Raw genomic sequence first — 26,311 nt, 5'->3', positions numbered from 1 at the left:
GGGTACCGAAGCTGTGTGTGGTTGCTCCTCCGCACGGGCTGGGCGTCACTACTGGTTGTCCCGGCGGTGCTCGTGGTGCTGGTGGCGGCGGTCGCGGTGCAGATGGTGAATCGGTACCCCACGCCGGCCAGCCGTGAGGTCTACGCCGCCGCCTACGCGGGAGTCAGCGGAATCTCCGCCTTTCAGGGTCGGGGGTATGAGCTGACGGACCTGGGCGGAATGCTCGCCAACGAGATGGGCTTCCTCTCCCTCGTCCTTTTTCCGGTCGCCGGGCTCCTGCTGGCCATCCGCCACACCCGGGCGGTGGAGGACACCGGCCACCTCGACATCCTGACCGCCGGCCGCACCGGCCGGCTGGCGCCGCTGACGGCGGGCGCGACCGTAGTCGCGATCTCGGCGACGCTCATGGCGACCGGTGCCAGTGCGGTTCTCCTCGGGCTGGGCTATCCGGCTCGGGGTTCGCTGCTGTACCCGGCCGCGCTGGCCCTCTTGCTGCTGACGTTCGCCGCGATCGGGTTGGTCGCCGCTCAACTCGCGCAGACCGCACCCCAAGCCTACGGCCTCGCGCTGGCCGTCTTCCTACTCACCTACCTCCTCCGCGCCGTAATCGATGTCCGCCACGCCAGCGCAACCTGGAGCAGCCCCGGGTCGTGGCTGGCCGAGACGCGGCCGTTCGCTGATCGGCTGATCAGCTGGCCCTGGGTCGCCTACCTCCTTGTGATCGTGGCCTTCACCGGTCTGGCGCTGCGGATCTCCCAGCGGCGCGACCTGGGAGCCGGGGTCCTCACCCCACGCCCCGGCCCGGCGCGCGCGCCGCACTGGACGGCGTCACCGGCAGGGCTCATCCTCCGGTTGACCCGGGGCAGCGCGCTGGCCTGGCTGATCGGCTCCGGCATCTTCGCGTTCGCCTTCGGCTCTCTCGGAAACGACATGCAGATCCTGATGAGCCGAACCCGGCCCGAGAACGCCGGCGTGGCCCTCGACACGCTGGTCGCCCTCTACGCACAGATCAACGCCCTGTTTGCCGGTGCCGTCGCGGTGCAGACAGTCACGGCCTGGTCGAGGGAAGAACGACTCGGCCGGCTGGGATGGATTCTCTCCACGGCAGTCGGCCGCCGGCAGGCCTGGCTTTCCGCGACCGCGATCACCGGGGGTTGGTCGTTGCTGACTCTGGCCTCGACCGGCCTGCTGATCGGTCTCGGTCTGGCCCTCGGCCTCCGAGAGGGCTCCGCCTTCACCGACGGACTGACCGCCACGCTCGCCTACGCCCCCGCGGTGTTATTCGTCGCGGCGGCGGCCCTGTTGCTCGCCGCGGCCGTTCCGGCCGCGACGGCTGCCAGCTGGACGCTGGTCGGGTGGGGCTTGGTGGTCACGTTCCTGGGCGATCCCCTCGACCTCGGTCAAGGTCTGCGTAACCTGTCGCCGTTCGAATGGAGCGGCCAGGTCCCGCTGGATCCTTGGCGGCAGGCGCAGGCGGTGACCACCACGGTGTGCGCCGGGATCGGTGTGCTGCTGTCGGTGGCGCTGTTCAGGCGTCGGGGACTCATGAAGGGCTAGCCCCTAACCAAGGGCCCTGGGTTCGGTCACCGGGCTACCCACCCGCTGGCCTGTTTGCTCCCTCGCAACGACGCGCAATCAGTCACCGAACGCGGTGAAGTCCGCTCGCGCGCCGGCCGGCTCCCGGGCCAGATCCTCGGCGCGCCGGCGGGCCAGGAACTGCCCGACTTGGACGGCGACCGCGATCAGCAGCCCGGTGGGCAGGACGTCGTCGGTCTCCGTGCCGGCGAAACCTGACAGCATCCCGGATACCTCGTCGCCGTCCCGGATGGGCGCGCAAAGCAATTCCCGCAATGCCGGTCGAGGTATGCCCAGGCGAGCGCCGGCTCACCGTGGCCGCCCGGTGCGGCGCTGACCATCGCGGCAAGACCCGATACGCCGAGGCAGGGTGAGGTTCAGTCGAGACTTGACGACCACCGAAACGGGGACTTCCGACTCTGACCGGTTCCTTGTGAGCCGCGATACTAGGCAGATGGCGCATTCGCTTGCAGACCCTCCGTCGCGCAGACTCGTGGCGCTCAGCCGCGAGGAGTGCCTGACGCTGCTGGGCAGCGTCCCGGTGGGACAGGTCGTGTTCACGCATCACGCTCTGCCTGAGGTGCTTCCGGTCAACTTCCGCCTCGACGGGGACGCGGTGATGATTCGGGTCGCGATCGGCTCCGTGCTCGCACACGCCGCAGAGGGAGCGGTGCTGGCCTTCCACGCCGACCGCATCGACGCGGCGACCCGGACAGGCTGGAGCGTCACCGTGGTCGGGAGGGCGACCGAGATCACGGATGCCGCCGAGCGGCAACGGGTCGCAGATTTGCCGCTGGAGACCTGGGTCGGCGACGGCCGCGATCACTTCGTCTGCATCCCTGCCGAACGGATCACCGGCCGCCGCCTTGTCTGACTAGACAGGGTCGCTAGAACGGCGCGGTCCAGACCAGACGCGCGCCGCCACCCGCCGCCGCGTCGAGCGCGCACGTGCCGCGCAGTCGCCGGGCTCGCGCGGCCATGTTCACCGCGCCGTGGCCAGGAACATCATCAGGGTTGGGGCCGATGCCGTCGTCGGTGATCACGAGCGTGACCCGCCGGGAGTCGGGCTCCACCGCGACGGTCACTTCCGCGCTGCTTGCCCGGGCGTGCCGCGCGACGTTGGTCAGCGCCTCGCCGAGCACCGCAAGCAGGTCGGGGCGGATGCCGTCGGGCACGGCTGAGTCGAGAGGGCCGTCGAGGCGCAGCCGGGGCTCGAAGCCGAGCGTGGCTGCGGCATCGGTGACGATGCGCAGCACCTCGCCACGCAGGCCGCTGGGCCGGTCGACCGGCTCCTGCAGCGAGAAGATCGTCTTGCGGACGTCGCGGATCGTCTCGTCCAGGTCGTCGACGAATGCGGTGATTTTATCCGCGACGTCGGGGCGCCCGACCATCGCGGTGACGCCCTGCAACCCAAGCCCGACGGCGAAGAGCCGCTGGATGATCAAGTCGTGCAGATCGCGGGCGATCCGGTCACGGTCCTCGAAGACGGCCAGCCGCTGCCGGTCGGCAGTGGCCCGGCCGAACTCGACGGCGAGCGCGGCCTGCCCGGCGAACGAGTGGACCATCCGAATGCCGGCGTCGTCGAACGGCTTGCCGCCGGCAGCACGGGTCACGACGATCAGGCCGAGCATGCGACCGCTGGCCAGAAGGGGGACCAGAACGCCGGGACCGTCGACCGGGCGGGGCTGATCGATCGGGCTGAACGGGTCAGGGCCCGCGTCCAGTACGTACGGCACATGGGTGTCGTCCAAGGCCGCGGCAATGGGCTCGCGCAGCCGGTAGCGCCGGTGTACCAGCTCCGGTGCGCCGCCGCGTACGACGAAGTCGCCAGAGGTGTCGTCGCGAAGCAGCAGCAGTGCGGCGTCGGCGTGGGCAATCTGGGTCGCCTTCGCCGCGATCAGTTCGGCGGCTTCGGTGACGTCTGCGCCGCGCAGCAGCGCGGCGGTCACCTCGATGGATGCGGCGAGCCACTGCTCGCGGCGACGGGTGTCTTCGAACAGGCGGGCGTTCTCGATCGCGATCGCGGCCGCAGCGGCCAGCGCGACGACGACGTCTTCGTCTTCTTCGCTGAAGTCACCTCCGCCACGTTTCTCGGTGAGATACAGATTTCCGAATACTGTGCCGCGGACGCGGATCGGAACACCGAGGAATGAGGTCATCGGCGGGTGGTTGGGCGGGAATCCGTAGGAGCCCGGATGCTGCGCCAAGTCGTGCACCGGATCGGCTTCGGGTTGTTGATCAGCAGACCCAAGATGCCCTTCCCGTGCGGTGAGTCACCGGTCGCGAGCCTAGTTTCGGTGTCGACCCCGACGGTGATGAACGCGCTGAGGGTCTGGTCGGTGCCGATCACGCCGAGCGCTGCGTATCGCGCGTCGGCCAGCTCCGCGGAGAGCTCGGCGATGCGGCGCAGCGTGTCGGGCAGGCTCAGGTCACTGGCGATCGACACCACGGCGTCGAGCAGCCGGTGCAGCCGGGACTGGGTGTCGAGCAGGTCCTCGGCCCGGACGATCAGCTCGCGCAGCAGGGCGTCCAGACGCAGCCGATCCAGGGAGGGAGCCGGTCGATCGTGTCCGTCGACGACTGCCTCTGACGGGTCCTCGGTGCTCACCGCGGGCTCCTCCGGGCTGGGATCGGCGCGCCGCGATCAGTGTAGACATGCACGCCGACGCGACCTTCGGGACTTCGGCCTCTGTCGCGCGCTGAGAACGCTCACGACGATCGGACACGGCGCCGACCATCGGCGATCGATGTGCGCAAGACGCGGCGGAACGGAGCGTAGACGATGCAGCACCGAACAGTGCGGGATGTCATGACCACTCGGGTCGTCACCGTGGAACTCGACGCGACCGCGAAGGCGGTCGCCGAGACGCTGGACCGCCACCGGGTCAGCGGTGTACCGGTCACGGACGCCGCCGGCCGTGTTGTCGGCGTGGTAACAGCCACGGATCTGCTGCATCAGCTCATCCATCACGACGGCGACGACGAGGGGCCGCGGCTGCTGCGCCGTCACCGTGTCGACCGCGACACAGCGCATGGCGTCCGGGCAGCGGACCTGATGTCGGCGCCGGCGGACACCATCGCGCCGGAGGCGTCTGTCGTGCAGGCCGCGGCGCAGCTCGAGCGCCGGGGCGTCAAGCGGTTGCCGGTGGTGGACGCGGCGGGGGAGCTGGTGGGCATCGTGAGCCGCGCGGACCTGGTCACGGTCTTCACCCGGCCGGACCGGCAGATCCGCGACGAGGTCGTGGGTGACATCGTGGGGAGCGCGCTGATGCTGCCGCCGGAACAGGTTTCCGTGGATGTCGCCGAGGGGGTCGTGACCCTTCGCGGCCGGCTGCTGCGTCGCAGCGAGGCCGTCCTCGCCGCCGCGCTGACCCAGCGGGTGGACGGCGTCGTGCGGGTGATCGATGAGCTGACCTACCGCGACGACGACACACACTACGTCTACGCGTGACCGGATTTCGCTTCCACTGGCACTGGACGCACGACCAGCGGGCCCGGCCGTCACGGCCGGGCCCGCTGGACTGGACGTCGGTTGTTCAGGCGAGCCAAGGGAGCTTCTGGACCAGGGGGGTGCATCGCCACCAGGAACCCAGGCCGTAGTAGTTGCCGGCGCCCAGCAGGGCCAGCACGACGACGATGAGCGCGCCGAGAATGTGGTCGTCGGTGATCGGGTTTGTTTCCAGCGGGAGCGCGGCCGCCCACATCAACACGTACAGCAGCGCGCCGCTGATGCCGGCGATGCGCATGCCGATGCCGAGTAACATCGCCGCGCCGATGCCGAGCAGGCCGAGCATGAAGGCCCAGTTGGCGAATGCGGTACCGGCCAGGTCGTGGTAGATGCCGGAGAAGGGACCCTCGGCTCCGCTGAGGAAGCCTTTGGTCGGGGACCCGCCGTCGATCCAGCCCTTACCGGCCGGAGTGGCGTAGCCCAGGCCGAACACCTTGTCGACGAAGGCCCAGAGGAAGGTCCAGCCGACGACGATGCGCGTTGCCCCCAGTGCGATCCTGGCGGCATGCGCCGTTAGCGAAGGCTGCTCGCCGATCCGCTCCGGGGCGCCCGGGGACCTGTCATCGAGCCCTACGGAGCTCTCGGAGCGCGGTGCCTGACGAGTCGGCTCCGGGCCCTGGGCCGTGGCCATCTGCATCACCTCATTCGATGGGGGATTCGCTCGCTGCACTTTCAGCGTGGGCGTCAACGTCGCGGGGGAGTAGGGCCGGAAGTCCTTAGTGCTCAGTGACTTCTACGCGGTGGGAGCCGGTCGGGTCATCCGGCGCAGAGCAGCGTCGTGCGCCCGCCGACCACCGGATCAGTTCTGGGATAGGCCGTCGGAGTCATCGATACCGACGACGTCACCGCCGCGCATGGGTGATCGACGTCGCCTCGCCGCAGCAGACTGCTCCGGACGGAACTGGCGGTGCGTGCGCGCCCCGGTCAGAGGAACGGGCCGGACGGGTAACCGATCTGCGCGCGCATCGCCCGGTAGGAGGTGTCGTCTTCGGCATATGCGAGGGCATTCACCACGTCGACAACGCCGTCGACGCGCCGCGAGAGTTCGAGCGCGATCTCGGCGGCGCTGCGCCGCTGGACCGGTCCCGCGAGCGTAACGATGCCGTCGGCGACGACGACGGTGACGCCGGGCGGCGACAGCAGCACACGCCCGACCACCTCATGAGCCACCTCTTCCTGGATGGCCGCGTCGGAGCGGACGAACAGCCGGATGAGGTCGCCGCGGCTGACGATGCCGACGAGTTCGCCGGTGTCGTTGACGACCGGCATCCGCTTGACCTTGTACTTCTCCATCCGCTGTGCGGCCTCGACTACCGAGTTGTCCGGCCCGATGGTGACCGCAGGACTGGTCATCAGATCCCCCGCGAGGAGGCCCTCGGCTTTGGCGCGGTCGGTCCGGTGCCGCCGCAGGAAGCGCGGCCATTCGTCGGTGTCGTCCTGATACGTGATCTTGTGCAGCAAATCAGTCTCGGACACGACCCCGACGACGTTGGTCTCGTCGTCGAGAACCGGCACCGCGGTGATGCCTGTGCCGTCGAGTCGCTCGGCGATGCTCTTGACCGAGGAACCGACGTGGACGCTGTGAACGTTGGCGGTCATGACCTCTTTGACCGTGCGGTGGGTCATCGGGTGCTCCTTCCGCTCTCTGCTGTGCTGGCTCCGATCGTCCGCGCGCGAGCAGAGAGCGAATAGGGCACATGGTCCCGAGTGATCGCCGCAGTCCGGCGACGAACGCCTGGGACGTTCGCCTCTGGCCCGCCGGCCGGGTCCTCGCGACGCTTGAGCGCACAAGGAGGCCAACGATGACTCTTTCCGCTGAGGCGCCCACCCGTGACGTCGCCGACCTCGAGGTGGCCGACATCGAGGTGGCCGACCTCGAGGTGGCCGACCTCGAGGTGGGGGTGCAGCTCGTCGGGCAGTTCGCGCCCCGATGTGGCGACCTACGCCCGGCAGAAGCTCAGGGCCGCAGTGAAATACCGCAAGGATCGGATCCTGCGGGCATCGGTGCACATCGTCCGTCATCCCGGTCCTGCGGTGGCCAGGCCCGTGGCGACCTCCGCGACGGTGAACAGCGATGGGCGACTCGTGCGGGTTCACACTCTCGCGCGTTCGGCGAGGAAAGGCCTGGACGAGCTGTTCCACAAGTTGCGCGCGGGGATCGAGCGGCTCGATCGGCACCACGCCCACCACGCCCACCGCGCCGCCGGTCAGTGGCACATGGTCGGCGGGCGTGCCGCCGAGGACCGGGCGATTCATCACCGCGGCACGTACGCCCCGATGTGCTGCAGTGTGGATGAGGCGGTGTTCGACCTCGACGCGCTGGGCCGCGAGTTCCACCTGTTCCACGACGTGGAAGCGGAGCAGGACTCGGTCGTTTACCGGATCGGTGACAACGGCTACCGGCTGGCGCGCGTGCAGGCCGGCCGGCCTGGTCACGCCGTCCGCGTATGCGGTCTCGGTTGCGATCGACCCGGCGCCCGAGCTGACCGTGGCAGCGCCGCGCAACGACTGGCGTGCAGCAACCAGCGGTTCGTGTTCTTCGTCGACCGGGCGACCGGTTGCGGTGCCGTACTGCACACGCATGCCGACGGTGACTACGGTCTGATCGCACTCGACTGAGCGCAGGCGCGTCGAAAACGCTGTCCCGGTGCCGTGCGACGGCGCCGGGACAGCGTCGTTGTGCGAGCTCAGGACTCAAGGCTCCGTGGGCTGGGACCTCGGACTCTGCCCGCGCGATCACCCGCGATCGACCATTGCATCGAGGGCCCACCGCAGCGGAATCGGTGCGGCGGACCACCTGCGGGAGACGCAGCGGTCTCCGGGCCGCGGCGAGAACGGAGCCCACGATGAGGCACCGGACGGTCAGCGACATCATGACCACCAAGGTTCACACGGTGGATGTGACGGCACCGGCGAAGACCGTAGCGAAGGTCCTGGACGCCAATGGCATGACGGGATTGCCCGTTCTGAACCAGATCGGCGAAGTCGTCGGAGTCGTCACCCTGACCGACCTGCTCCACAAGATCACCTACCAGGACGAGCAGGACGACTGGCCGCGTCTGCTGCGCCGGCATCACGTCGACCGGGCCAAGGCCCGGGCCGCGACGGCCGGAGAGCTCATGACCGCGCCCGCGATCACCATCGGGCCGGACGCTTCGATCGTCGAAGCCGCGGCCCGGTTGGAACGGCACGCAATCAGGCGGCTACCGGTCGTCGACAGCATCGGTGACCTGGTCGGCGTCCTCAGCCGCGGCGATGTCATCAAGGTGCTCACCCGCCCGGACGCGGCGATCTACGTGGAGGTGCTCAGCGACGTCGTCGAGCGCGTCCTGCTTCTGACCCCTGAAGCAGTCGAGGTGCAGGTCACCGACGGAGTGGTCACGCTGCGAGGCCGTCTCGCGCGGCGGAGCGAGGCGGTACTGGTGGCCGCTCTGGTCCGCCGGATCGACGGTGTCATCCGGGTCATCGACGAGCTGACCTTCGACGACGACGACACCCAGTTCGTCTACCTGTGAGGAGCGGATCAGCGCCATGACAGACCACGTGGGCCAAGCAGCCGTCGCCGAGACGCACTGCGGCACGGTCTTCTTCACCGGCGACCGCGCCTCTAAGCGCAAGAAGCCACTCGACCTCGGCTTCATGGACTTCCGCAGCCCGGAGTCCCGCCGGCATGCCTGCCACCGCGAGGTGGAACTCAACCGGCGGTTCGCGCCCGACGTCTATCTCGGTGTCGCGGAAGTACGCGGTCCGGACGGACAGCCGTGCGACTGGCTGGTGATCATGCGCCGGATGCCCGCCGACCGGCGTCTGTCCGCACTGCTGGCGGCCGGAGACGACATCGGCGACCCGCTGCGCGCGCTGGCCCGGATGCCCGCCGCCCACCACGCCACCGCGCGGCGGTCACCGATCATCGACCTGGCTGGTTCGGCCGCTGCCCTCCGGCAGCGCTGGATGGACAACCTCGCCGGCTTGGCGCGCTTCCGCGACCGGATCGCTGACGCGACGGTGCTGGACGAGATCGCCGAGCGGGCACTGCACTACGTCGATGGCCGAGGTGACCTCTTCGCCGCCCGGATCGCGGCCGGCCGGGTGCGCGACGGCCACGGCGACCTGCTCGCCGACGACATCTTCTGCCTGAACGACGGCCCCCGAGCTTTGGACTGCCTGGAGTTCGACGACGATCTGCGGGCGCTCGATGGAATCGACGACGCCGCCTGCCTGGCGATGGATCTGGAACGCCTCGGTGCCCCGGCGGACGCCGCCCGGTTCCTGAACTGGTTCGCTGAGTTCGTCGGTGGACCGCGGATCACCTCCCTCGAGGAGCATTACGTGGCCTATCGCGCGGTCATGCGGGCCAAAGTTGCGGCACTGCGATGGGAGCAGGGCGACGCCCCTAGCGCCGGGGAGGTCCGCCGGCTACTCGGTATCGGTCTGACGCATCTGCGTGCGGGTGAGCCCCGGCTGGTACTAGTCGGTGGGCTGCCCGGCGTCGGTAAATCGCCGGTGGCCGGTGGCCGGTGGCCGGTGGCCTGGCCGACGCGCTCGGTGCTGTGCTGCTGCGCTCGGACCGGGTACGGCAGGAGCTTCCCGGCGCGGGGCCGGGCTCGGGCGGTCCGGTGCCGTGGCGGACCGGGCGCTATTCACCCGGCCGGGTGGCCGCGGTCTACGACGCCCTGCGCGGCCGTGCCGTCGACGCGCTGCGCCACGGCGAGTCCGTGGTGCTGGACACGAGCTGGGCGGACGCCGGTCAGCGTGACGCCGCCCGCGTGATCGCTTCGCGGGCGGGCGCGACGCTCGTCGAGCTGCACTGCGCCGCGCCGGCCGAGGTCGCGGCTGAGCGCCTCGCCCAGCGGACCGACGATCCGTCGGAGGCCACGCCGCAAATCGCCGCCCTGCTGGCACAGCAGTTCGCGTGCTGGCCGGAGGCGTCCACGGTCGACACCTCGCGGTCAGTCGCCGAAGCGGTCGCCGCGGCGCTGCACCGAATTGAACAGCGCGGGCCGCGCCCGGCCGGTGAACGGACGGGGACCTTGGGCTCTGCCGAACCGGCCGTGCCGGCGGTTGAGTGAAGGCGGCCGCGGTGGACCGGCTGAATGCCGCTGACGTCGGCGACGGCCGGCGCCCACAGTGTGGTCGCTGCGGTCGCCAGTAAGGGTGCCATGTCACGGGTGTCATGTCACGGGTGCCATGTCATGGCGCTCGTCGCCGTGATCACTTGGTGGATCGGGCATCGCGTCCCGTCCGGGCCCTGCGCAGATCAGGACCAAAGTCACCAGCTGTCGGTCCGCCGACCCTGACTTCCGGGAGCTTTCGGCGCCCAGGCTAGTGCCTGGGTGCTGTGGCGGCGCCCGGCCGGGACCCGACGACATGCCGCGAAGGAGAAGCCATGACCGACGCATCGGACTCGTCCGGACCTCCGCAGGACCGGCCGGTGAGCGCCGTCCTCGATCAGGCCGCCGCCGCGGCCCTGCGCGCGCCGTCGATCCTCAACACTCAGCCGTGGCGCTGGATAGTCCACGAACGATCGATGGAATTGCGGGCCGCTGCGGAGCGGCACCTCGCTGCGCTGGATCCGCAGAGCCGGATGTTGGTCACCAGTTGCGGGGCGGCGCTCGACCATGCCCTGATCAGCTTGCGCGCTCAGGGCTATTCGGCGCGGGTCGAACTGCTCCCCGAACCGGACGATCCGGAGCTGCTCGCGATGATCTTCCCGATCGGTCCCCAACCGATCCGGCCGGAAGATATTCGCCATTTTCAATCCACGCTCCGGCGCCACACCGATCGGCGGCCTTTCGCCGCCGACCCGGTCCCGTTGGCGGCACTCGTCGGTCTCACCGAGGCGGCGCTCACTCACGGTGTCTACGTTCACGTCGTTCGCACCGACCAAGTGCCACTCCTGGCTTCGGCAGCGCTCACCGCGGCCCGCACCGAGCAGGCCGATCCAGCCGCGCAAGCGGAACTGGCCCGGTGGTCGCACCGGCTACTGGGCGCCACCGACGGCGTGCCGGGCGACGTCACGGTGCCGTATGCAGCCCGCCCGGTGCCGCTGCGGCCACTCTCCGAGGACGCCCGGGGCGCGCTCAGTCCGGGCCCGGGCGATGACAGCGGAGCCCGCTACCTGATCCTGTGGGGCGACCAGGACGGGCGGCGCGCGTGGCTGCGCGCCGGAAGGGCATTGTCCGCAGTGTGGCTGGTCGCCGCCGAGCTCGGGCTGGCTGTCTCCCCGATGACCGACCTGGTGGAGGTGGCCGGCACCCGGCTGACGCTGCGCAGGATGCTGTCGTGGCAGGGACACCCCTACGTGGTGCTGCGCGTCGGTGTGGCCGCAGCGGACAGCGCGATCCCGGCGACCGCCCGGCACTCGCACGACGAGGACATCGACATCGTGGGGAGAACCTCGTGAGCGCACTGCTGGACACCGACCAGTTTGCGGTGCTCGTCGGATTGGCGATCCGGGCACCCTCCCTGCACAACACCCAACCCTGGTTGTTCGGTCGGGACGGTGACTGCGTCGAGATTTACGCCGACCCGACCCGGACGCTGCCGGTCACCGACCCCTCCGGATGGGGGATGCGCCTCGCGCTGGGGGCTGCGGCGTACAACGTGCGCCTCGGGTACGCCCTGCTCGGCTGCACAGCAGTTACGCAGCCGTTTCCTGACTCCGATGCTGATGACCTCGTCGTTCGGGTCCGTCCGGCGGCGGCTCGCCCGGCTACCCCGGTGGAACGGGAGCTGGCGGCCGCGGTTGCGCGGCGCCACACGAACCGCCGGCCGTACCTCGACAACCCGGTGCCGGCACCGGTGCTGGCGCTGCTGGTCGAGGCGGCCACCGCCGAGTCCTGCCGGCTGACGGTGCTCGACCCGCGCGGGGTCGGTGAGGTGTCCGAGCTGGTTCAGCGCGCCGACGACGAGCTCGAGCGTCGTCCGGGATACGCCGATGAGCGCGGCCAGTGGCTACGGGACCGCTCAGGCGGGAGGGACGGGGTCCGCTGGGACCAGCTGACGGGTCGCCCGCATCCGGACGAGCGGCTGCGACGCCGGAACTTCGGCGCTCCGGTCGACAGTCAGGACCGGCGGTATGAGAGCGACCCCTGTCTGGCCGTGCTGAGCAGCGTGGCGGGCAGCCGCTACGACGATCTCCGCGCTGGGCAGGCGCTGCAGCACCTCCTGTTGCGGGCGACCGCCGCGGGCTTGACCTCGTCGCTGTATTCCCAGCCCATCGAGTCCAGCGCCGCGAGGGCCCGGCTCAGCGCGTTCTGTGGTGGCGGTGTGCCCCAGATGGTGCTTCGCGTCGGCTACGGCGTGGCGCACGCCCCTACCGCCCGACGACCGGTCGAAGAGGTCATGTTGCCCGGCCGCGCACGGTAAGCGGTTCGCATGCTGGGTCATTTCGGGACTTCCGACTCTGCTCACGGCCAGAGCGAAGCCGGATCCTCGTGGGGTGTAACAGTACCGAGCCGAGGGGACCGGCACGATGTCCGACCGCACGTCCACGACCGAGGAAACCCTGCGCAGCGCCGTCGCGGCCGCGCGGCTGGCGCCGTCGATTTTCAACACCCAGCCCTGGCGCTGGCAGATACGCGATAACACGCTGGAGCTGCGCGCTGACCGCTCCCGGCAGCTCGCGGCCACCGATCCGGACGGTCGGATGCTCATGATCAGCTGCGGCGTCGCGCTACATCACGTTCGCGTTGCCCTGGCGGCAGAGGGACATCAGGCCCTCGTCGACACTCTGCCGGACGCTGAGGACCCAGACCTCGTCGCCCGTATCACCCTTGCCGGCGCCGCGGCTCCTGCCGGCGCACGGTTGCGGGAGGCGATTGCGCGCCGCCACACCGACCGCCGTCCCTTCGCCGACACACCGGTGTCCGAAGCATTCGTCGACCAGCTACGTACCTCGTCGGAAACCTACGGTGTTTACGTCGCCGAGCTGGCCCGCGATTCGATGGTGCGGTTCCAGGTGACGGCCGCCCGCGCCGGCGAACTGGACGAAGGGGATCCAGCCCGCCAGGCAGAGCTGCTCGAGTGGACGCATCGTCCGACGGGAAGCGGCGACGGAGTGCCGCCGGCGACTGCTGTGCCGGCCACGCCCCGGAAGATTCCGCTGCGCACATTCTTCCCCGACGGTGCGGAGGGACTGCTGCCCGGGCCGGGCCACGACGGCGGTGCCCGTTACCTCGTTCTCTGGACCACCGACGACGAGCCTTCCGATTGGTTGGCCACCGGCCAGGCGATGAGCCTCGCGCTGCTGGAGACGACCGCGTCTGGACTGGCTGCCTCGCCGATGACCGATGTGATCGAGGTACCCGCGTCCCGGATGCTGCTGCACCGGCTGCTGGACAACCTCGGGCACGCTCAAGTGGCCCTCCGCGTCGGAGTTCCCGTGGCCGGCGAAGCGGCGCCTGAGACACCACGCCGGGCGGTGGCCGAAATGATTACTGAAAAGTGAGTCCGACGTCCGGTGAGGAGGGCATCATCCCTGCGCACCGACGCCTTTCCGAGGAACTTCAGGCGCTGCGCCGCGCCTCCGGTCCGACTTGTCGCCGGATGGCTCAGCAGCTCGGCTGGTCGTCGTCGAGAGTCAGCCGAGCCGAGACCGGGCACAGCCTGCTAACGCCTCATGACACGTCTGCCTGGCTCAGAGTCGGCGCGACCGACGAGCCGCAGCTCAGTCGCGTCATGATCCTCGCTGACGAGGTCTGGCAGGAACGCGCGGCGGTTCGCAACCGCGCGGTGCACGAGCGCCACCAGAACTGAACGAGGCGCGGAACGAACGGGAACAACGCAACCCAGGGCAACCCTCCGTCGCTGCGATCCGTGCTGCCGGGCGGGATGCCGGGATCGAGCTCCCGCGGCCCATGGGGTGCACCAGCGAGTGAGACGGTAGCTTTTCGTTGCGGTCGGAACAGCGCTGACCATGCCCGAAATTCGAGTGCCTTGCCCGGGAGAGCGATCGATGATCAGGGTGTACCTCCTCGACGATCACGAGGTCGTGCGTCGCGGCCTCATCGCGCTTCTGGAGTCCAGCGGCGACATCGAGGTCATTGGGGAGTCCGGCTCGGCGCCCGAGGCGGCGCGGCGGATCCCGGCCCTGCGTCCGGACGTTGCCGTGCTCGACGCCTGTCTGCCCGACGGCAACGGTATACGACGTCTGCCGGGACATCCGATCCGCTGACCCGTCGATCAGAGCGCTGATCCTGACGTCGTACCAGGACGACGAGCCCTGTTCAGCGCGATCATGGCCGGTGCGGCCGGCTACGTGCTCAAACAGATCCGCGGCACCGACCTGGTCGACGGGATCCGCCGGGTCGCGGCCGGGCAGAGCCTGCTCGACCCAGCAGTCACCCAGCAGGTTCTCACCCGCATCCGGGAAGGCAGCGATCATTCGCCACCGGAGCTGGCGCAGTTGACCGGTCAGGAACGCCGGATCCTTGAGTTGATCGCGCAGGGGATGACCAACCGCCAGATCGGCGAGGAAATGTTCTTGGCTGAGAAGACCGTCAAGAACTACGTGTCCCACCTACTCAGCAAGCTCGGCCTGGAACGCCGCACCCAGGCCGCGATCCTCGCCACCAAGCTGCTGGGTCCGCCGGTGTCAGGAGAACAGTCCGGCACGTAGACCGCGAACTGCCCGACAGGGACGTTCGACCCTGCTCATCGACGTTGACGCCGCAGATGCTGAAACCTCACAACATGAGGAGGCGTCGATGACCACCGCAGTGGACCACGTTCTCAATCGAGCCGTCGATCCGGTGGTGGCGAGACTGCTGCGCTCGCGGTTCCAAGGCCTGGGCGGGCCCATGGCATTGCTGATCCTTCGGGGCCGCAAGTCCGGACGGATGATTGAAGTACCGGTCAGCTATCGACCGGAGGGCGACACTCTCCTCATCCGGAGTAATCGACGGCGTGCCTGGTGGCGCAATCTCGAGGGCGGCGCCGATTTGGGCGTTGTCGTCGGTGGGCACGAGCGCCCTGCCTACGGGCGCGTCAGCCGCCCGTCGCGTAGTTCGGCCGACTCGGACGAGGTGGTCATCGAACTCCGTCCTTGAGCGGCTCCGGATCCTAAACCAGTGGAGTGCCGCTGGAGCTCGTCGAGCCGGCGCCGACTCAGGTCGCGTAGCGATACCGGGCCAGCGTCGGGCGACCCCATAGCCACGTCACGACGATCGCGGTCAGCACGAGGAGCGGCCGGGTCGTAGCGCGAGCCTTTCGTCGGGAACAGGGCAGTGGAGACGTTGATCATCGTGTGGAAGACGCAGGCGATGAAGACGCTGCGTCCGGTGTTGTTGTGCAGCCACACGATCAGGACGCGCAGCGCGACGGGGGCGACACACTGCCAAGCGATCCACAGCACAGAGTGACCCGCCTGGACGTACGGGATGATGTGCCAGGCCGCCCACACCGATCCGATGACAAGCCCCGTGGCAACCGCCGAATAACGCTCCTGCAGGGCATCCGTCGCGTAGCCGGTCCATCCCTCCTCTTCACAGGCGGCAGCGACGAAGAAGGCGGCGACCATCACCGGAAGGAGTAGCAGGTCGACGCCCCGCGGGGTTCATGTGTGCCGTCGAGGAGCATGACCCCATACGAGAGCAGCATCACCCCCGGCATGAGCAGCAACGCGGGCAGGTACCACCGTTTGTGGTCGATGCCGGCCGCGGTGACCGTGCGCCGCGCCAGCTGGCCGGTAGCGCCCCGTTGGTGGCTTCCGCGAAGAAGAAGCGCAGCGGCGAGGGCGGGACAGACGAACATGAGCGCGCTGGCCGGCAGGTGCAGCGGTACCTTCTCGGGGATCTCGTCACCGATCGCGCCGAGCACCCAGAAGGGCGGGGAGAGCGCGAAGACGAAGACAAAGAATAGCCAGACTCGGACGGATACCGCCGGGCGCGAGGAACCGGTTCCGGTCATCGCCCGCGATCCTACCGACGGGTAAGAAGCGGCGGGGTGACCATCTCGTTGCATCGAAGTGCGGACTCAGCGGCAGCGGCGATCACCGATAGCGGTGGCGCAGAGAGCTGACGCCTCCGGCAGTGACCAAGGGCCCTGGTCGGTAACGCGCGTAGCTCACAGACTGAATGTGTTCCGGCTACGCAGGCTCGCGGGTTGCGAAGGAGAGATGTCCGATGTCCGCAGCATCATCCCGTTATCCGCGTGACCACACCGGGTCAGTTGTACTCGACCTCCCGGAATGCCGCCGGTATCTGCGTTGCGCCCAGCTGGGCCGGGTCGGCTTCATCCGCGCGGGCGCGATAGAAATTTTGCCGGTCAACTACGTGGTCGCCGATCCAGGGGTGGCGTTCAAGACCGGGCACGGATCGAAGCTGGGCGCGGCCATGGACTGCGCACCGATCACCTTCGAGGTCGACGGCACCGGATTGCCGTCGACGGGTGTCGCCGCGTGGAGCGTGGTGGTCAAAGGCGTGGCGGGTCTCGTCACCGACGACGAACTGCTCGAACGGCTAGGCCGGGAAGAGTCCCTGCCGCTGGTGCCCTCGGCTGCCCGATCGGGCCGGTGGGTGATGATTCGTCCGGATGAAATCAGCGGCCGAGCGATCACCGTCGACCCGGTTGCACGGGGGGACGATTGATGAGCGTTCTCGTCGTCGAATCTGGTTTCGGTAACACCACGCGGATCGCCGAGAACGTCGCCGCCGGGCTGCGAGCACCCGGTGGGTTGATTGGCCAACGCCGCGCCCGCGCCGGCCGCCATGAGTGGGAGGAACTGGTGGATGCTGGCCCCGGCAGCCAGGAAGCGGACGGCGCGGCGCATGAACATGCGGTTCCCCCGCACGACGATCCCCGGGAGAACTGCGGCTGGTGTCACATCTATCCTATTTGCGGCGCTCGCGGCAGTCGTGCACCGGTTTCTCGGACTGTAGGGAGCGCCGAAGTTGGAGTGTCCAGCACGTGTCGGGATGGGTCGGCCCGTGAACGGTCGAGAGGCTTTCCCCAGCTGCGCCGGAGGTGCCTACGCGCGGCCTCCTGATCGCCGGGTCAGGACGCGGGAGACGATGCGGGAGGGCCGGTGGATGACCACCTCGGTGCCGGTCGCGGTGAGGGCGGCCAGAATGCCTGCGGCAGTGGCGCTGAAGAAGCTGCGAATCATCGACGACCGCCTGGCCGATGGTTACGGGAGTCCTCCATCGCTGAACGAACTTGCCCAGCTTTGCGGTCTTTCGAGTCGGCACCTCACGCGTGGATTCCGCGTCAGCCGGGGCTGTTCGCTCGGCCACTACGCCGCACGGTTATGCATGGAGAAGGCGATGGGCCTGCTGTCGAAAGACGAGAAGGTCTACAAGGTCGCGGCAGCTCTCGGCTACACGACCGCGTCAGGCTTCTCCGACGCGTTCCGCAAACAGTGCGGGTGCACCCCCGGCGAGTTCCGGCGCGCAGCGCTGTGAGTGAGCCAGTCCGCGTAAGTGCTCGTCGCGGTGTCCAGGCCTAGGTGCCGACGAGATCAGCAGCCTGCGGGGCTACTTCGATCTCGGCGCCACGCTGACGGCCCAGCGTCTGGGCGACGCGGCCGCGGTGGGTCCGCGGCTCCTGGTACGGGTATCCGCCCCAGGCCCTATCCGCTGAGTCGCAGGGCGTTGAAGTACAGCCGGGTGAACTGCTGCACCCCGGTGTCGAAATCCAGATCCGGTTCCCCGTAGACGAACCACTGCTCGGCGAATCGCCACGTCATCGCACCCAGTGCCGCGGCGGCGATCTCCACGTCGAGGTCGGCGTCCACCAGACCGTGGCGCTGCAGCTGCGCGATCCCCTCAACGACGTCACGGCCGGAAGGTTCGAGCAGCTCCGCCCAGAAACGCCGGATCTCCGGATCGGCGCGAGCCGCCTGGTCGATGACGCTGAGCATCCGCGCTTCCCGGCGGAACGCCTCGAAGTGCACCCGGATCCCCGCGCTGAGCCGCGCTCGAGGCGTACTGGCCGATTCCCGGTCCTGGATCGTGGCCATGCCCGCCGTCAGCGCCTCCGCGACGGACGCCGCGACCTCGCGGAACACAGCGTCCTTCGAGTCGAAGTAGTGATAGAAGGACCCGTACGAGAGCCCCGCGAGCTCGGAGATCTGCGCGACGCGCGCCTCCGCCACACCCCTCGCCTCGAAGACCGCTCGCGCCGCACTGACCAGCTTCGCCCGCGTTTCGACGCTCCGACGGCTCCGTTCGGCGGTGGGTGCCTGCGGGCTGTCGATCACCATCTCCACGCACTCCAGTTCAGCGACTTGGGCGACATCGTCGTTGTAGCGGCCCAAGTATCCCAGGGCTGGCGACCGCCCGGCACGCGTCGACGCGACCTAGCTCATTGACAAACCTGTCAATTTTGACATAGATGTCAATGGAACGATTTTCCAGCGCGAGCCGACAGCCGAAACGCGGTTAGGGCGTGGTCGCCGGAGCAGCGAGATCACCCCAGCGAGTGAGGGAGCGCGAATCGATGGATCGTCCAATGACGGGCGTACGGATCGTCGAACTCGCCCAGTTCACCTTCGTGCCCGCCTCCGGCGCGGTGCTCGCCGACTGGGGCGCCGACGTCATCAAGATCGAACACGCCGAGACCGGCGACGCCCAACGTGGGCTGGTCAGCATCCTCGGCATGGACCAGGACCGCGAATCCAGCAGTTTTTTCCCGATCATGGAAGGCCCCAACCGCGGTAAGCGCAGCATCGGGCTCAACCTCGAGACCCCCGGCGGCCGCGCGGTCTTCGAGGATCTGGTGCGGTCCGCGGACGTCTTCGTGACCAATTTCCGGGAACCGACCCGGAAAAAGCTACGCGTCGACGTCGACGACGTCCGGTCAATCAACCCACAGGTCATCTACATGCGTGGCACCGGCATGGGTCCCAAGGGCGACGAGGGGCCGAGCGGCGGCTACGACCAGACCGCGTTCTGGGCCCGGTCCGGCCACGCCGAAGCGGTCACCCCGGCCGAGCACGACCGGCTGCTCTCGATGCCGACCGGCGCCTACGGCGACAACATCGGCGGTATGACGATCGCCGGCGGCATCGCTGCGGCGCTCTTCCGCCGGGCCTCGACCGGCGAGACGTCGGTCATCGACGTGTCGCTGCTCGGCGTCGGCATGTGGACCGCGTCTTTCGGAATAAACGCCGCCCTGCTGACCGGTGGCCCGTTACCGCACCACCGGCCCTCCCAGCACGGTTCCCCGCGCAACCCACTCTCCGGCAGTCCTTACCGGACGTCCGACGGACGCTGGATCAACCTCGGCATGCTGCAACCGGGCCGCTACTGGCCGGAGATCTGCGAACGGCTCGGCCGCGCCGAACTGATCACCGACGAGCGGTTCGCGACCGGCGACCAGATCATCGCCAATGCAGCCGTGGCCGCCGGGTACGTCGCCGAGATGATCGGCGCGCTGACGCTCGCGGAGTTCCGCAAGCGCATGGAGGGCGCACGTGGCCAGTGGGCCGTCGTCCAGAACTTCTTCGAGGCGGGCAACGACCCGCAGGCCCGCGCCAACGGTTACGTCGCGAAAGTCGTCGACGCCGACGGGGCCGACAGGGAACTCGTCGTCGCCCCGGTCCAGTTCGACGAGACCCCACCGGTGATCACCCGCGCGCCGCAGTTCGCCGAGCACACCGACGAGATCCTGCGAGAACTCGGCCGTGACGACAACGAGCTCTTGCAGCTCAAGATCGACGGGGCCGTCACGTGAACCCCGTCCTCCCCGAGGTCACCCCTTGGAACGAGTACTACTGGACCTCCGGCCGCGACGGTGTCCTCCGCGTCAAGCGATGCACGGCGTGCGACGCGCTCCTGCACCCGCCCGGCCCGGCCTGCCCGCACTGCCGGAGCACCGCCCTGGAGATCGTCCCGGTCTCCGGCTTGGCCCGCCTGATCGGGTTCAGCGTCAACACCCGTTTCGGGCTGCCGGGCATTCCCCGCCGTACACGGTGGCGCACGTCGCCCTCGAAGACGACGACCGCGTGAAGCTCTTCACCCGGATCGTCGACGCCGATCCGGCCGCGCTGCGGCTGGGTCAGCAGGTGAAAGTCGTGTTCGAGCAGGTCTGGGACGTCTGGTTCCCGCTGTTCACACCGACCGACGGCACCGATCTCACCCCGCTGCCTGCTGACGAGATCCCACCCGACGACTATCCGGCCCGCGTCCGCCGGTCCCCCGGCGTCACGCGGCACAAGTACGAGCAGGACTCCGCGATCACCGGTGTCGGCGCCTCCCGGATCGGCCGGCGACTGCTGCGTGATCCGCTGTCGCTGACCGTCGACGCGTGCCTGGCCGCCATCGAGGACGCCGGGCTCACCCCCGAGGACATCGACGGCCTGTCCACGTATCCGGGCTCGGCGGCCGTCGGCATGGGCGAAGGCGGGGTCTCCGCGCTCGAAGGCGTGCTCCGGATCCGCCCGACCTGGTACAACGGCGGCGGTGACACGTTCGGACCGGGTGGATCGGTGATCGCTGCGATGGTGGCGGTCTCCGCCGGCCTCGCCGACCACGTGCTCTGCTTCCGGACGCTCTGGCAGTCCACCTACGACACACTGGTCCGCCAGGGCCGCTTCCGGCCGGTCGGCAGCCGGATCGGCGGTATGACCGAACACGTCACGCCGTACGGGTTGACCACCGCCGCCCACGTTCTCGGCATGACCGCGCAGCGGCACATGCACACGTACGGCACCACCAGGGAAACCCTCGGCTGGATCGCACTCAACCAGCGCCGCAATGCCGGGCTGAACCCGACCGCGATCTATCGCGACCCGCTGACCATGGACGACTACCTGAGCGCGACGCCGATCACCACCCCGTTCGGCCTCTACGACTGTGACGTGCCGTGCGACGCGGCCATCGCCGTCATCGTGTCCCGGGCCGAGTTTGCCGGCGATCTGCGGCACCGGCCGATCCGCTTCGAAGCGGCCGGAACCCAGATGATCGAACGGGTCGAGTGGGATCAGTCGACCCTCACCCACGAGCCTCAGGTCCTCGGACCGGCCGCGCATCTCTGGTCACGGTCGTCGCTGCGGCCCGCGGACGTCGACGTCGCCTTGCTCTACGACGGGTTCACGTTCAACTGCCTGTCCTGGCTGGAAGGCCTCGGCTTCTGCGGCATCGGCGAGGCCAGGGACTTCCTCGACGGCGGCAAGAACATCGCGCTGGACGGTGTCCTGCCGCTCAACCCGCACGGCGGGCAGCTTTCCCACGGCCGCACCCATGGCATGGGCTTGGTACACGAGGCGGTCACGCAGCTCCGGGGTGATGCCGGCGACCGGCAGGTGTCCGGTGCGCAGGTCGCCGTCGTCACCAGCGGCGGCCTCACCCCGGCCGGGGCGCTTCTACTCACCGTCGACAGCTGAGCGAGTCCCTCTCGGATGAAAGGACCTCACATGACGACCTCCGATCTACTCGCCGGCGATCCACGCATGCTTATCGACGGAGAACTCCTGGCCACTGCCGGTGGAGCGACGTTCGACGTGATCCACCCGGCCACCGAAGAGGTCGCCGGCCAGGCCACCGACGGAACCACCGACGACATGGCCCGCGCGGTGGCCGCCGCCCGCCGCGCCTTCGACAGCACCGGCTGGTCGCGGGACGTCGAGTTCCGTTACCACTGCCTCACTCAGCTGCACACCGCCCTGGAACGCAACAAGGAGCGGCTCCGCCGGATCGTGGTGACCGAGGTCGGTGTCCCGGTCGGTATCACCCAGAGCCAGATCGACGCGCCGGTCGAGGAGGTCGCGCACTGGGCGGAGTTCGGGAAGTCCTTCGAGTACCTGCGGGACACCGGGGTCCACGACTCGATGGGCGGCCCGTCCCGGCGGATGATCCACTACGACCCGATCGGTGTCGTCGGCGCGATCACACCCTGGAACGCGCCGTTCTACCTGAACGTCGCCGAGACCACACCAGCGCTGATGGCCGGCAACACCGTGATCCTCAAACCCGCGCAGCTCACCCCGTGGTCCGGTAGCGAGCTCGGCCGCATCGTCGCCGAGGAGACCGACTTCCCGGCCGGGGTGTTCAACGTCGTTACGTCCGACGCCAACGAGGTCGGTGCGGCGCTCTCGGCCGACCCGCGAGTCGACATGATCACCTTCACCGGGTCCACGGCCACCGGCCGGGCGGTCCTCGCCGCCGGCGCGTCGACGGTCAAACGCACGATGCTCGAACTCGGCGGCAAGTCCGCACACATCGTGCTCGACGACGCCGACCTCACCAAAGCCCTCCCGATGGCCGCGACACTGGCCTGCATCGCGTCCGGGCAGAGCTGCGTGTTGCCTAGCCGGATCCTGTTGCCGCGCTCCCGTTACGACGAGGGTCTCGCGATCCTCAAGGCCACCATGGATGCCTTCCCGGTCGGCGACCCCTGGGATCCGACTGTCATGCAAGGACCCCAGATCAGCGCCGGTCAGCGGGACAAGGTCCTCGGCTTGATCGCCTCCGGCATCGCCTCCGGTGCGCGGCTGATCACCGGCGGCGGCACTCCCGAGAAACTCAACAGGGGCTACTACGTGCAGGCCACTCTGCTCGCCGACGTCGACCCCGACAGCCGGATCGCCCAGGAAGAGGTCTTCGGACCGGTGCTGTGCGTGCTCCCGTTCGACACCGAGGACGAGGCGATCGCGATCGCCAACAACTCGATCTACGGCCTGTCCGGCGAGGTCAGCAGCGCCGACGAAGACCGTGCCCTCCGGGTCGCTCAGCGGTTGCGGACCGGCAGCGTCGGCATCAACGGCGGCATGTATTTCGGCCTGACCAGTCCCTTCGGCGGCACCAAGCAGAGCGGCCTCGGCCGCCGCAACGGCACCCACGGGTTCGAGGAATACCTCGAGATCAAAACCGTCGGCCTGCCTCTCTGACCAGCCGCCGCGAAACTCCCTCATCGAGGTCGATCGATCATGGCTACACATCCGGGCGTTACTCTCGCGCTCACTCCGAACAGCCGGTGGGCCTTACCCTTCGCGGAGGTCGTCGAGGCGACCGGGGCGGCTGGGTTCTCCGCGCTAGGTGTGCCCCGCGCGCAAGCGGACCGTGCGATGGCGGACGCCTTCGCACGATCCGGGCTCGAGTGCCACGAAATAGTGGCGCTCGTGATGACCGCGGACAGCGAGGCGACCGTTGCGTTCGCCGAGCGCCTCGCGACGGCGGCGGAAACCATGGGAGCCCGCTGGGTCAACACGGTCTTCCCACCCGGACCGGCGGTGGACATCGGCACGCTACGGCGCTGCGCGGCAATCTTCGCCGAGGTCGGCGCCGGGATGGCCGTCGAGTTCAGTCCCCTCGGCACGGTGACGTCCATCGCCATGGCGCGAGAGCTGGTGGCGACTATCGGTCATGACCGGGCAGCGGTCCAAATCGACAACTGGCACTTCTCGTTCGGCGACAGCACCTGGGCGGATCTGGCCGACCTTCCCTTAGATCAGATCGCCTACGTCCAATTCACCGACGCCGCAGCACCTCGCTCCGACGATCTGATGACCGAGACCCTGACCCGGCGGCTGCTTCCTGGCGATGGGAGCTTGGAACTCGAGCGATTCGCAACGACGCTGCTCGATCGCGGCTGGCAGGGCTTCGTCAGCGTGGAGGTGCTCAACGACGAGCTCGCCGCGCCGTCGGTGCCGGCATTCGTCGATCGCGCCTATGCCTCATCCGCGCGCTACTGGCGGTGACTCACCTACAGAGAAGTCGCAGCAGACGTTCTGCAAAATCCGTCGGCCCACCCTCCGAGGAGTGCAAGCCGCGGCGTCGCCAGTCGCACAAGAAGCGACACGACAACTGCTGGGACTCCTACTCCTTCTGCAGCCGACATTCGAGACATGCGTCGGGCCGGGCGGCACCTGCTTCCCGGCCCGACGCCTGTCCGAGCGGCTTCGCCGCGCGACTGCTGGTCAACGGTGAGCAGATCGTGGACGTTCCCCGAAACTTCCGGCACGGGCCCGGCGTTCGGCACCTACTAGCCACCAGATACGCAAAGGTTACAAATCAAACGCCCTCTGAGGCGAGCCGAGGATTAACCCTTTTGCGGCCAGTACGCCGTTCAGCAGCCACTCTTCGGGGGCCGACCGACACGGCACCTTTAGTGAACGCCGTTGGGCATTCACAGGCCGCAGCCACCGCGCCGTCTGGCGACAGCACCAGTGAGACCGCATGACTTGGGGCATTCAACGCACGTAGCGCCATCGTCGGGGCGAAGAAAGGTGAGTGCATGCACCATGACGCGAAGTCCATCGCACACCACGCGACGCTGTCTCTGCCGAAGATGTCGTTCACGATCAGCGCGGTGATGTCGCAATGTCCCCACGCCGGGTTCTCGGGCTGCCATCCGGCGCGTTCGAGGTCGTTGGGCGAGCAGGTATCGGCGGCCCAGCTGGCGCGAAGGGCACTATCGAGGGTCAACAGATTCCAGGGGACCACGCCATGCAGCGTCTCAGGTTCCACCGACAGTTCCACTTTCCTCTTACTCACATAGCCGCGGATAACGCGCTCGCCGGCGGAGGCCGACAACGGCCTGCTCGCCGTTGGAGCCGGTGGTTGATCGGTGGTTGCTCGGATGTAATGCAGCGTCGTGTGCCGAGGTGGTTTGCGGTGGCGTGATGGTCGTCGATCGGCTGCTTGGGGTCGCGGGCCCCGACTTCGTAGCCGGTGTCATCAGGTAGTTCGTGGTAGCGCGGGGCGAGTCGTGGTGGTACAAATAGTCTAAGCGACTCACTAAGCCTCCCTTTCGGACTCATAATCCGCGGGTTCTGGGTTCGATCCCCAGGCGGCCCACCCGCTGACCTGCATTTATGTACGATCCAACTACTTTTGGTCGCCCTAGATTGGGCCCTGGTTGCTCGGATGTCGAAGGCGTGTCGTTTCGGCTGGCAGGGTAGGCAGTCCGTTACTGCGAGTCAGCTCGTGGCTGAAGGCGCAGCGTGACCTAGTAAGAGCTCCGTGTGTGGTGGAGAACGCTGGGGGGAGCGGATCGCCGCGTTTGGCGCGCACCGGCGATGTTGCCCCAGCCCGTCGGCATGGGGAGCAGTGTCGCTGCCGGCTAGGGCAAACGTCCGTGGGCGGCTCCAGAGCTGGCTCGGCGCCCCGCGGGCAGCACCCGGTCTAAGAAGGAGGCGCCTACCGCCGCCGGTCCTGCCTGACTGGAGAAGCCCGCCGCAAGATCACGCCGGGGTCGACGCACACGGCAGATCAGTTGCCGAGCAGTCGGGAGCGCGGTGCCGGCGAACGAGAGTTGGCCTCGGACCCCCTCGTCGACTTAGGTCGACCTCGTCGACGTACACCACGTCCGTGGCAGGAACTGCGCCGCGGCAGTCAATCCCGTACACGCTGCCGAGGTCAAGCGGCCGGTTCTGGATCCGAGCCCAAACGTAGAGCACGGCGGCTTCGACTAACTGCTGCTTTACCTCGTGGTGGCGGAACTTGACGATGCAGCTTCGCGCAGTGGCTTCGAATCTCTCTTGAAGGTCGAAGTCCACGCAGCGTGCGATATCTTCGACGATCTCTGGAGATTTTACATAGTCGTGCTGTCCCTCGATGGGATCGATCGTGTGATCCCGGATCAGAGACGCATACGGTCCGTGGTGGAAGTCGTTGGCGAACTTCATGCGGTAGAGATACGCGCCGTGCCTGGAGTGCAGCGGTGTCGGGATCCCCCCTTCGAGTTGCTGGCGGAAGGCCATCCACGAGGCGTTCGTGACGTCGCCATCGCACAGGTCATGCAGATCGGACCAGAGCCGGTCGAGCGCAGCGCCTAACGGCAATATTCCCTCGTGGAGGAATGCGTGCGGACGCAGTGTGCGGGTGCCGTGAAAGTAGTAGGCACCGTCGAAGCGGACCTCACCGATCTCGACGCCGAGATCAGCCAATAGCACTCTGGGAATCGCTACCCACGGATCCTCGTCGCCAGTCCAAACGGTCCGGTCAGGATTACGCGCGAGCAATGCTGCCCGGAAATCCGCGTCGTCGACGCCGCTCGCGTGAGCAAGCGACCGCAAGGCCGTTTCTGCGTCCTCGCAATCAAGGAGCATCATCGAGACTCCGATCTGAAGGCAATCGACGGCGTCGCCGGCTCTGCCGGGATCGGTTAGAGGCCAGCGCGGCATCGCAGTGGATGGGGCCGTCGTGCCCTCGCCCCTCCTTGCAGAAATGCAACCGACGGCGAGCACCGGCCAGGGTGGACTGCAGCCTACTGACGGCCGAGCCGCGGAGACGACACCAGGTCAGCGAAAATCGGCGGCGTTGGTGAGGCTAGTGCGCAAGGATGGAA

General features: G+C 68.4%; 26 protein-coding genes and 2 pseudogenes. 17 read left to right on the top strand and 11 right to left on the bottom strand.

Features of this window, described 5'->3' with window-relative positions; all coding sequences use genetic code 11:
- Nucleotides 1-15 precede the first annotated feature (15 nt).
- Nucleotides 16-1,557: a hypothetical protein gene (locus ACGFY5_RS44065; protein WP_392730956.1), complete on the top strand. Its 1,542-nt coding sequence runs from the start codon at nt 16-18 to the stop codon at nt 1,555-1,557.
- Nucleotides 1,558-1,635: 78 nt separating this feature from the next.
- Here ACGFY5_RS44065 and ACGFY5_RS44060 read toward each other — a convergent pair whose 3' ends face one another.
- Nucleotides 1,636-1,800, bottom strand: coding sequence for a hypothetical protein (locus ACGFY5_RS44060; RefSeq protein WP_392730955.1), 165 nt, complete (start codon nt 1,798-1,800; stop codon nt 1,636-1,638).
- Between the two features lie 163 nt (nt 1,801-1,963).
- On the opposite strand from ACGFY5_RS44060, the gene ACGFY5_RS44055 reads away from it, so the two are divergent.
- On the top strand, nt 1,964-2,449 hold the full coding sequence (locus tag ACGFY5_RS44055) for a pyridoxamine 5'-phosphate oxidase family protein (RefSeq protein WP_392730953.1): 486 nt from the start codon (nt 1,964-1,966) through the stop codon (nt 2,447-2,449).
- A 13-nt stretch (nt 2,450-2,462) separates the two neighbouring features.
- On the opposite strand, the gene ACGFY5_RS44050 is transcribed toward ACGFY5_RS44055, so the two are convergent.
- Together ACGFY5_RS44050 and ACGFY5_RS44045 are read right to left on the bottom strand one after the other, a co-directional pair.
- Nucleotides 2,463-3,734, bottom strand: coding sequence for a GAF domain-containing protein (locus ACGFY5_RS44050; RefSeq protein ID WP_392730951.1), 1,272 nt, complete (start codon nt 3,732-3,734; stop codon nt 2,463-2,465).
- On the bottom strand, nt 3,731-4,183 hold the full coding sequence (locus tag ACGFY5_RS44045; protein ID WP_392730949.1) for a hypothetical protein: 453 nt from the start codon (nt 4,181-4,183) through the stop codon (nt 3,731-3,733). The genes ACGFY5_RS44050 and ACGFY5_RS44045 overlap by 4 nt, the downstream gene beginning before the upstream one ends.
- 201 nt (nt 4,184-4,384) lie before the next feature.
- On the opposite strand from ACGFY5_RS44045, the gene ACGFY5_RS44040 reads away from it, so the two are divergent.
- Nucleotides 4,385-5,026, top strand: coding sequence for a CBS domain-containing protein (locus ACGFY5_RS44040; RefSeq protein ID WP_392730948.1), 642 nt, complete (start codon nt 4,385-4,387; stop codon nt 5,024-5,026).
- 85 nt (nt 5,027-5,111) lie between these two features.
- Here the strand turns inward: ACGFY5_RS44040 and ACGFY5_RS44035 are convergent, their stop codons facing one another.
- Both ACGFY5_RS44035 and ACGFY5_RS44030 read right to left on the bottom strand, forming a co-directional pair.
- Nucleotides 5,112-5,714 (bottom strand): hypothetical protein, encoded by a 603-nt coding sequence (locus ACGFY5_RS44035; RefSeq protein WP_392730946.1) that lies wholly within the window; start codon nt 5,712-5,714, stop codon nt 5,112-5,114.
- A gap of 293 nt (nt 5,715-6,007) precedes the next feature.
- Entirely contained in the window at nt 6,008-6,709 is a 702-nt protein-coding gene (locus ACGFY5_RS44030; RefSeq protein ID WP_392730944.1) for a CBS domain-containing protein, read from the bottom strand.
- Nucleotides 6,710-7,168: 459 nt separating this feature from the next.
- Here ACGFY5_RS44030 and ACGFY5_RS44025 point away from each other — a divergent pair, with 459 nt between their 5' ends.
- Both ACGFY5_RS44025 and ACGFY5_RS44020 read left to right on the top strand, forming a co-directional pair.
- The gene (locus ACGFY5_RS44025) at nt 7,169-7,702 is read left to right on the top strand and encodes a sigma 54 modulation/S30EA ribosomal C-terminal domain-containing protein (protein WP_392730943.1); all 534 of its coding nucleotides are present in this window, start codon (nt 7,169-7,171) and stop codon (nt 7,700-7,702) included.
- A gap of 227 nt (nt 7,703-7,929) precedes the next feature.
- The gene (locus ACGFY5_RS44020; RefSeq protein ID WP_392730942.1) at nt 7,930-8,598 is read left to right on the top strand and encodes a CBS domain-containing protein; all 669 of its coding nucleotides are present in this window, start codon (nt 7,930-7,932) and stop codon (nt 8,596-8,598) included.
- A gap of 385 nt (nt 8,599-8,983) precedes the next feature.
- Here the strand turns inward: ACGFY5_RS44020 and ACGFY5_RS44015 are convergent, their stop codons facing one another.
- Entirely contained in the window at nt 8,984-9,409 is a 426-nt protein-coding gene (locus ACGFY5_RS44015; RefSeq protein ID WP_392730941.1) for a hypothetical protein, read from the bottom strand.
- A gap of 191 nt (nt 9,410-9,600) precedes the next feature.
- Between ACGFY5_RS44015 and ACGFY5_RS44010 the strand changes: the two genes are divergently transcribed.
- The 6 genes and pseudogenes from ACGFY5_RS44010 (at nt 9,601) to ACGFY5_RS43985 (ending at nt 14,702) form a co-directional block, all read left to right on the top strand.
- Nucleotides 9,601-10,152 (top strand): AAA family ATPase, encoded by a 552-nt coding sequence (locus ACGFY5_RS44010; RefSeq protein ID WP_392730939.1) that lies wholly within the window; start codon nt 9,601-9,603, stop codon nt 10,150-10,152.
- A gap of 317 nt (nt 10,153-10,469) precedes the next feature.
- Entirely contained in the window at nt 10,470-11,486 is a 1,017-nt protein-coding gene (locus tag ACGFY5_RS44005; protein WP_392730938.1) for an Acg family FMN-binding oxidoreductase, read from the top strand.
- A complete protein-coding gene (locus ACGFY5_RS44000; protein WP_392730936.1) occupies nt 11,483-12,451 on the top strand; it encodes an Acg family FMN-binding oxidoreductase in 969 nt (322 codons plus the stop codon). The genes ACGFY5_RS44005 and ACGFY5_RS44000 overlap by 4 nt, the downstream gene beginning before the upstream one ends.
- Nucleotides 12,452-12,557: 106 nt before the next feature.
- Nucleotides 12,558-13,532 (top strand): Acg family FMN-binding oxidoreductase, encoded by a 975-nt coding sequence (locus ACGFY5_RS43995; RefSeq protein WP_392730934.1) that lies wholly within the window; start codon nt 12,558-12,560, stop codon nt 13,530-13,532.
- Nucleotides 13,529-13,840, top strand: coding sequence for a helix-turn-helix domain-containing protein (locus ACGFY5_RS43990; RefSeq protein WP_392730933.1), 312 nt, complete (start codon nt 13,529-13,531; stop codon nt 13,838-13,840). The genes ACGFY5_RS43995 and ACGFY5_RS43990 overlap by 4 nt, the downstream gene beginning before the upstream one ends.
- 199 nt (nt 13,841-14,039) lie before the next feature.
- A pseudogene (locus tag ACGFY5_RS43985) lies at nt 14,040-14,702 on the top strand (response regulator).
- A 357-nt stretch (nt 14,703-15,059) separates the two neighbouring features.
- On the opposite strand, the gene ACGFY5_RS43980 reads toward ACGFY5_RS43985, so the two are convergent.
- A complete protein-coding gene (locus tag ACGFY5_RS43980) occupies nt 15,060-15,602 on the bottom strand; it encodes a CPBP family intramembrane glutamic endopeptidase (protein WP_392731026.1) in 543 nt (180 codons plus the stop codon).
- On the bottom strand, nt 15,602-15,991 hold the full coding sequence (locus ACGFY5_RS43975; RefSeq protein WP_392730932.1) for a hypothetical protein: 390 nt from the start codon (nt 15,989-15,991) through the stop codon (nt 15,602-15,604). The genes ACGFY5_RS43980 and ACGFY5_RS43975 overlap by 1 nt, the downstream gene beginning before the upstream one ends.
- Nucleotides 15,992-16,206: 215 nt before the next feature.
- On the opposite strand from ACGFY5_RS43975, the gene ACGFY5_RS43970 reads away from it, so the two are divergent.
- Both ACGFY5_RS43970 and ACGFY5_RS43965 read left to right on the top strand, forming a co-directional pair.
- On the top strand, nt 16,207-16,671 hold the full coding sequence (locus ACGFY5_RS43970) for a pyridoxamine 5'-phosphate oxidase family protein (RefSeq protein WP_392730930.1): 465 nt from the start codon (nt 16,207-16,209) through the stop codon (nt 16,669-16,671).
- Nucleotides 16,672-17,112: 441 nt separating this feature from the next.
- On the top strand, nt 17,113-17,484 hold the full coding sequence (locus ACGFY5_RS43965; protein ID WP_392730929.1) for a helix-turn-helix domain-containing protein: 372 nt from the start codon (nt 17,113-17,115) through the stop codon (nt 17,482-17,484).
- A 167-nt stretch (nt 17,485-17,651) separates the two neighbouring features.
- Here the strand turns inward: ACGFY5_RS43965 and ACGFY5_RS43960 are convergent, their stop codons facing one another.
- Nucleotides 17,652-18,284 (bottom strand): TetR/AcrR family transcriptional regulator, encoded by a 633-nt coding sequence (locus tag ACGFY5_RS43960; protein ID WP_392731025.1) that lies wholly within the window; start codon nt 18,282-18,284, stop codon nt 17,652-17,654.
- 248 nt (nt 18,285-18,532) lie between these two features.
- Between ACGFY5_RS43960 and ACGFY5_RS43955 the strand changes: the two genes are divergently transcribed.
- From ACGFY5_RS43955 to ACGFY5_RS43940, 4 genes and pseudogenes are all read left to right on the top strand, one after another.
- On the top strand, nt 18,533-19,756 hold the full coding sequence (locus tag ACGFY5_RS43955) for a CaiB/BaiF CoA transferase family protein (RefSeq protein ID WP_392730927.1): 1,224 nt from the start codon (nt 18,533-18,535) through the stop codon (nt 19,754-19,756).
- Nucleotides 19,753-21,407 (top strand): annotated as a pseudogene (locus ACGFY5_RS43950) (zinc ribbon domain-containing protein). The gene ACGFY5_RS43955 and the pseudogene ACGFY5_RS43950 overlap by 4 nt, the downstream one beginning before the upstream one ends.
- 30 nt (nt 21,408-21,437) lie before the next feature.
- Nucleotides 21,438-22,910 carry an aldehyde dehydrogenase family protein gene (locus ACGFY5_RS43945; RefSeq protein ID WP_392730925.1) on the top strand — a complete coding sequence of 491 codons (1,473 nt, stop codon included), beginning with the start codon at nt 21,438-21,440 and terminating at the stop codon, nt 22,908-22,910.
- 39 nt (nt 22,911-22,949) lie between these two features.
- The gene (locus ACGFY5_RS43940) at nt 22,950-23,720 is read left to right on the top strand and encodes a sugar phosphate isomerase/epimerase family protein (protein ID WP_392730923.1); all 771 of its coding nucleotides are present in this window, start codon (nt 22,950-22,952) and stop codon (nt 23,718-23,720) included.
- 313 nt (nt 23,721-24,033) lie between these two features.
- On the opposite strand, the gene ACGFY5_RS43935 is transcribed toward ACGFY5_RS43940, so the two are convergent.
- Nucleotides 24,034-24,465 carry a hypothetical protein gene (locus ACGFY5_RS43935; RefSeq protein ID WP_392731023.1) on the bottom strand — a complete coding sequence of 144 codons (432 nt, stop codon included), beginning with the start codon at nt 24,463-24,465 and terminating at the stop codon, nt 24,034-24,036.
- Between the two features lie 740 nt (nt 24,466-25,205).
- Entirely contained in the window at nt 25,206-26,075 is an 870-nt protein-coding gene (locus ACGFY5_RS43930; protein ID WP_392730922.1) for a hypothetical protein, read from the bottom strand.
- Nucleotides 26,076-26,311 lie beyond the last annotated feature (236 nt).

The organism is Cryptosporangium sp. NPDC048952, assembly GCF_043197895.1.
Taxonomy (GTDB): domain Bacteria; phylum Actinomycetota; class Actinomycetes; order Mycobacteriales; family Cryptosporangiaceae; genus Cryptosporangium.
This window is presented reverse-complemented; position numbering and strand designations above follow the sequence as displayed.

What these genes read in the sequence shown, in the direction of transcription:
- ACGFY5_RS44060 (WP_392730955.1), bottom strand. Translation starts at nt 1,800, where the DNA reads ATGCTGTCAGGTTTCGCCGGCACGGAGACCGACGACGTCCTGCCCACC.
- ACGFY5_RS44050 (WP_392730951.1), bottom strand. Translation starts at nt 3,734, where the DNA reads ATGACCTCATTCCTCGGTGTTCCGATCCGCGTCCGCGGCACAGTATTC.
- ACGFY5_RS44040 (WP_392730948.1), top strand. Translation starts at nt 4,385, where the DNA reads ATGACCACTCGGGTCGTCACCGTGGAACTCGACGCGACCGCGAAGGCG.
- ACGFY5_RS44035 (WP_392730946.1), bottom strand. Translation starts at nt 5,714, where the DNA reads ATGGCCACGGCCCAGGGCCCGGAGCCGACTCGTCAGGCACCGCGCTCC.
- ACGFY5_RS44030 (WP_392730944.1), bottom strand. Translation starts at nt 6,709, where the DNA reads ATGACCCACCGCACGGTCAAAGAGGTCATGACCGCCAACGTTCACAGC.
- ACGFY5_RS44020 (WP_392730942.1), top strand. Translation starts at nt 7,930, where the DNA reads ATGAGGCACCGGACGGTCAGCGACATCATGACCACCAAGGTTCACACG.
- ACGFY5_RS44015 (WP_392730941.1), bottom strand. Translation starts at nt 9,409, where the DNA reads ATGCTCCTCGAGGGAGGTGATCCGCGGTCCACCGACGAACTCAGCGAA.
- ACGFY5_RS44005 (WP_392730938.1), top strand. Translation starts at nt 10,470, where the DNA reads ATGACCGACGCATCGGACTCGTCCGGACCTCCGCAGGACCGGCCGGTG.
- ACGFY5_RS43995 (WP_392730934.1), top strand. Translation starts at nt 12,558, where the DNA reads ATGTCCGACCGCACGTCCACGACCGAGGAAACCCTGCGCAGCGCCGTC.
- ACGFY5_RS43980 (WP_392731026.1), bottom strand. Translation starts at nt 15,602, where the DNA reads ATGGTCGCCGCCTTCTTCGTCGCTGCCGCCTGTGAAGAGGAGGGATGG.
- ACGFY5_RS43975 (WP_392730932.1), bottom strand. Translation starts at nt 15,991, where the DNA reads ATGACCGGAACCGGTTCCTCGCGCCCGGCGGTATCCGTCCGAGTCTGG.
- ACGFY5_RS43970 (WP_392730930.1), top strand. Translation starts at nt 16,207, where the DNA reads ATGTCCGCAGCATCATCCCGTTATCCGCGTGACCACACCGGGTCAGTT.
- ACGFY5_RS43965 (WP_392730929.1), top strand. Translation starts at nt 17,113, where the DNA reads ATGACCACCTCGGTGCCGGTCGCGGTGAGGGCGGCCAGAATGCCTGCG.
- ACGFY5_RS43960 (WP_392731025.1), bottom strand. Translation starts at nt 18,284, where the DNA reads ATGGTGATCGACAGCCCGCAGGCACCCACCGCCGAACGGAGCCGTCGG.
- ACGFY5_RS43955 (WP_392730927.1), top strand. Translation starts at nt 18,533, where the DNA reads ATGACGGGCGTACGGATCGTCGAACTCGCCCAGTTCACCTTCGTGCCC.
- ACGFY5_RS43945 (WP_392730925.1), top strand. Translation starts at nt 21,438, where the DNA reads ATGACGACCTCCGATCTACTCGCCGGCGATCCACGCATGCTTATCGAC.
- ACGFY5_RS43940 (WP_392730923.1), top strand. Translation starts at nt 22,950, where the DNA reads ATGGCTACACATCCGGGCGTTACTCTCGCGCTCACTCCGAACAGCCGG.
- ACGFY5_RS43930 (WP_392730922.1), bottom strand. Translation starts at nt 26,075, where the DNA reads ATGATGCTCCTTGATTGCGAGGACGCAGAAACGGCCTTGCGGTCGCTT.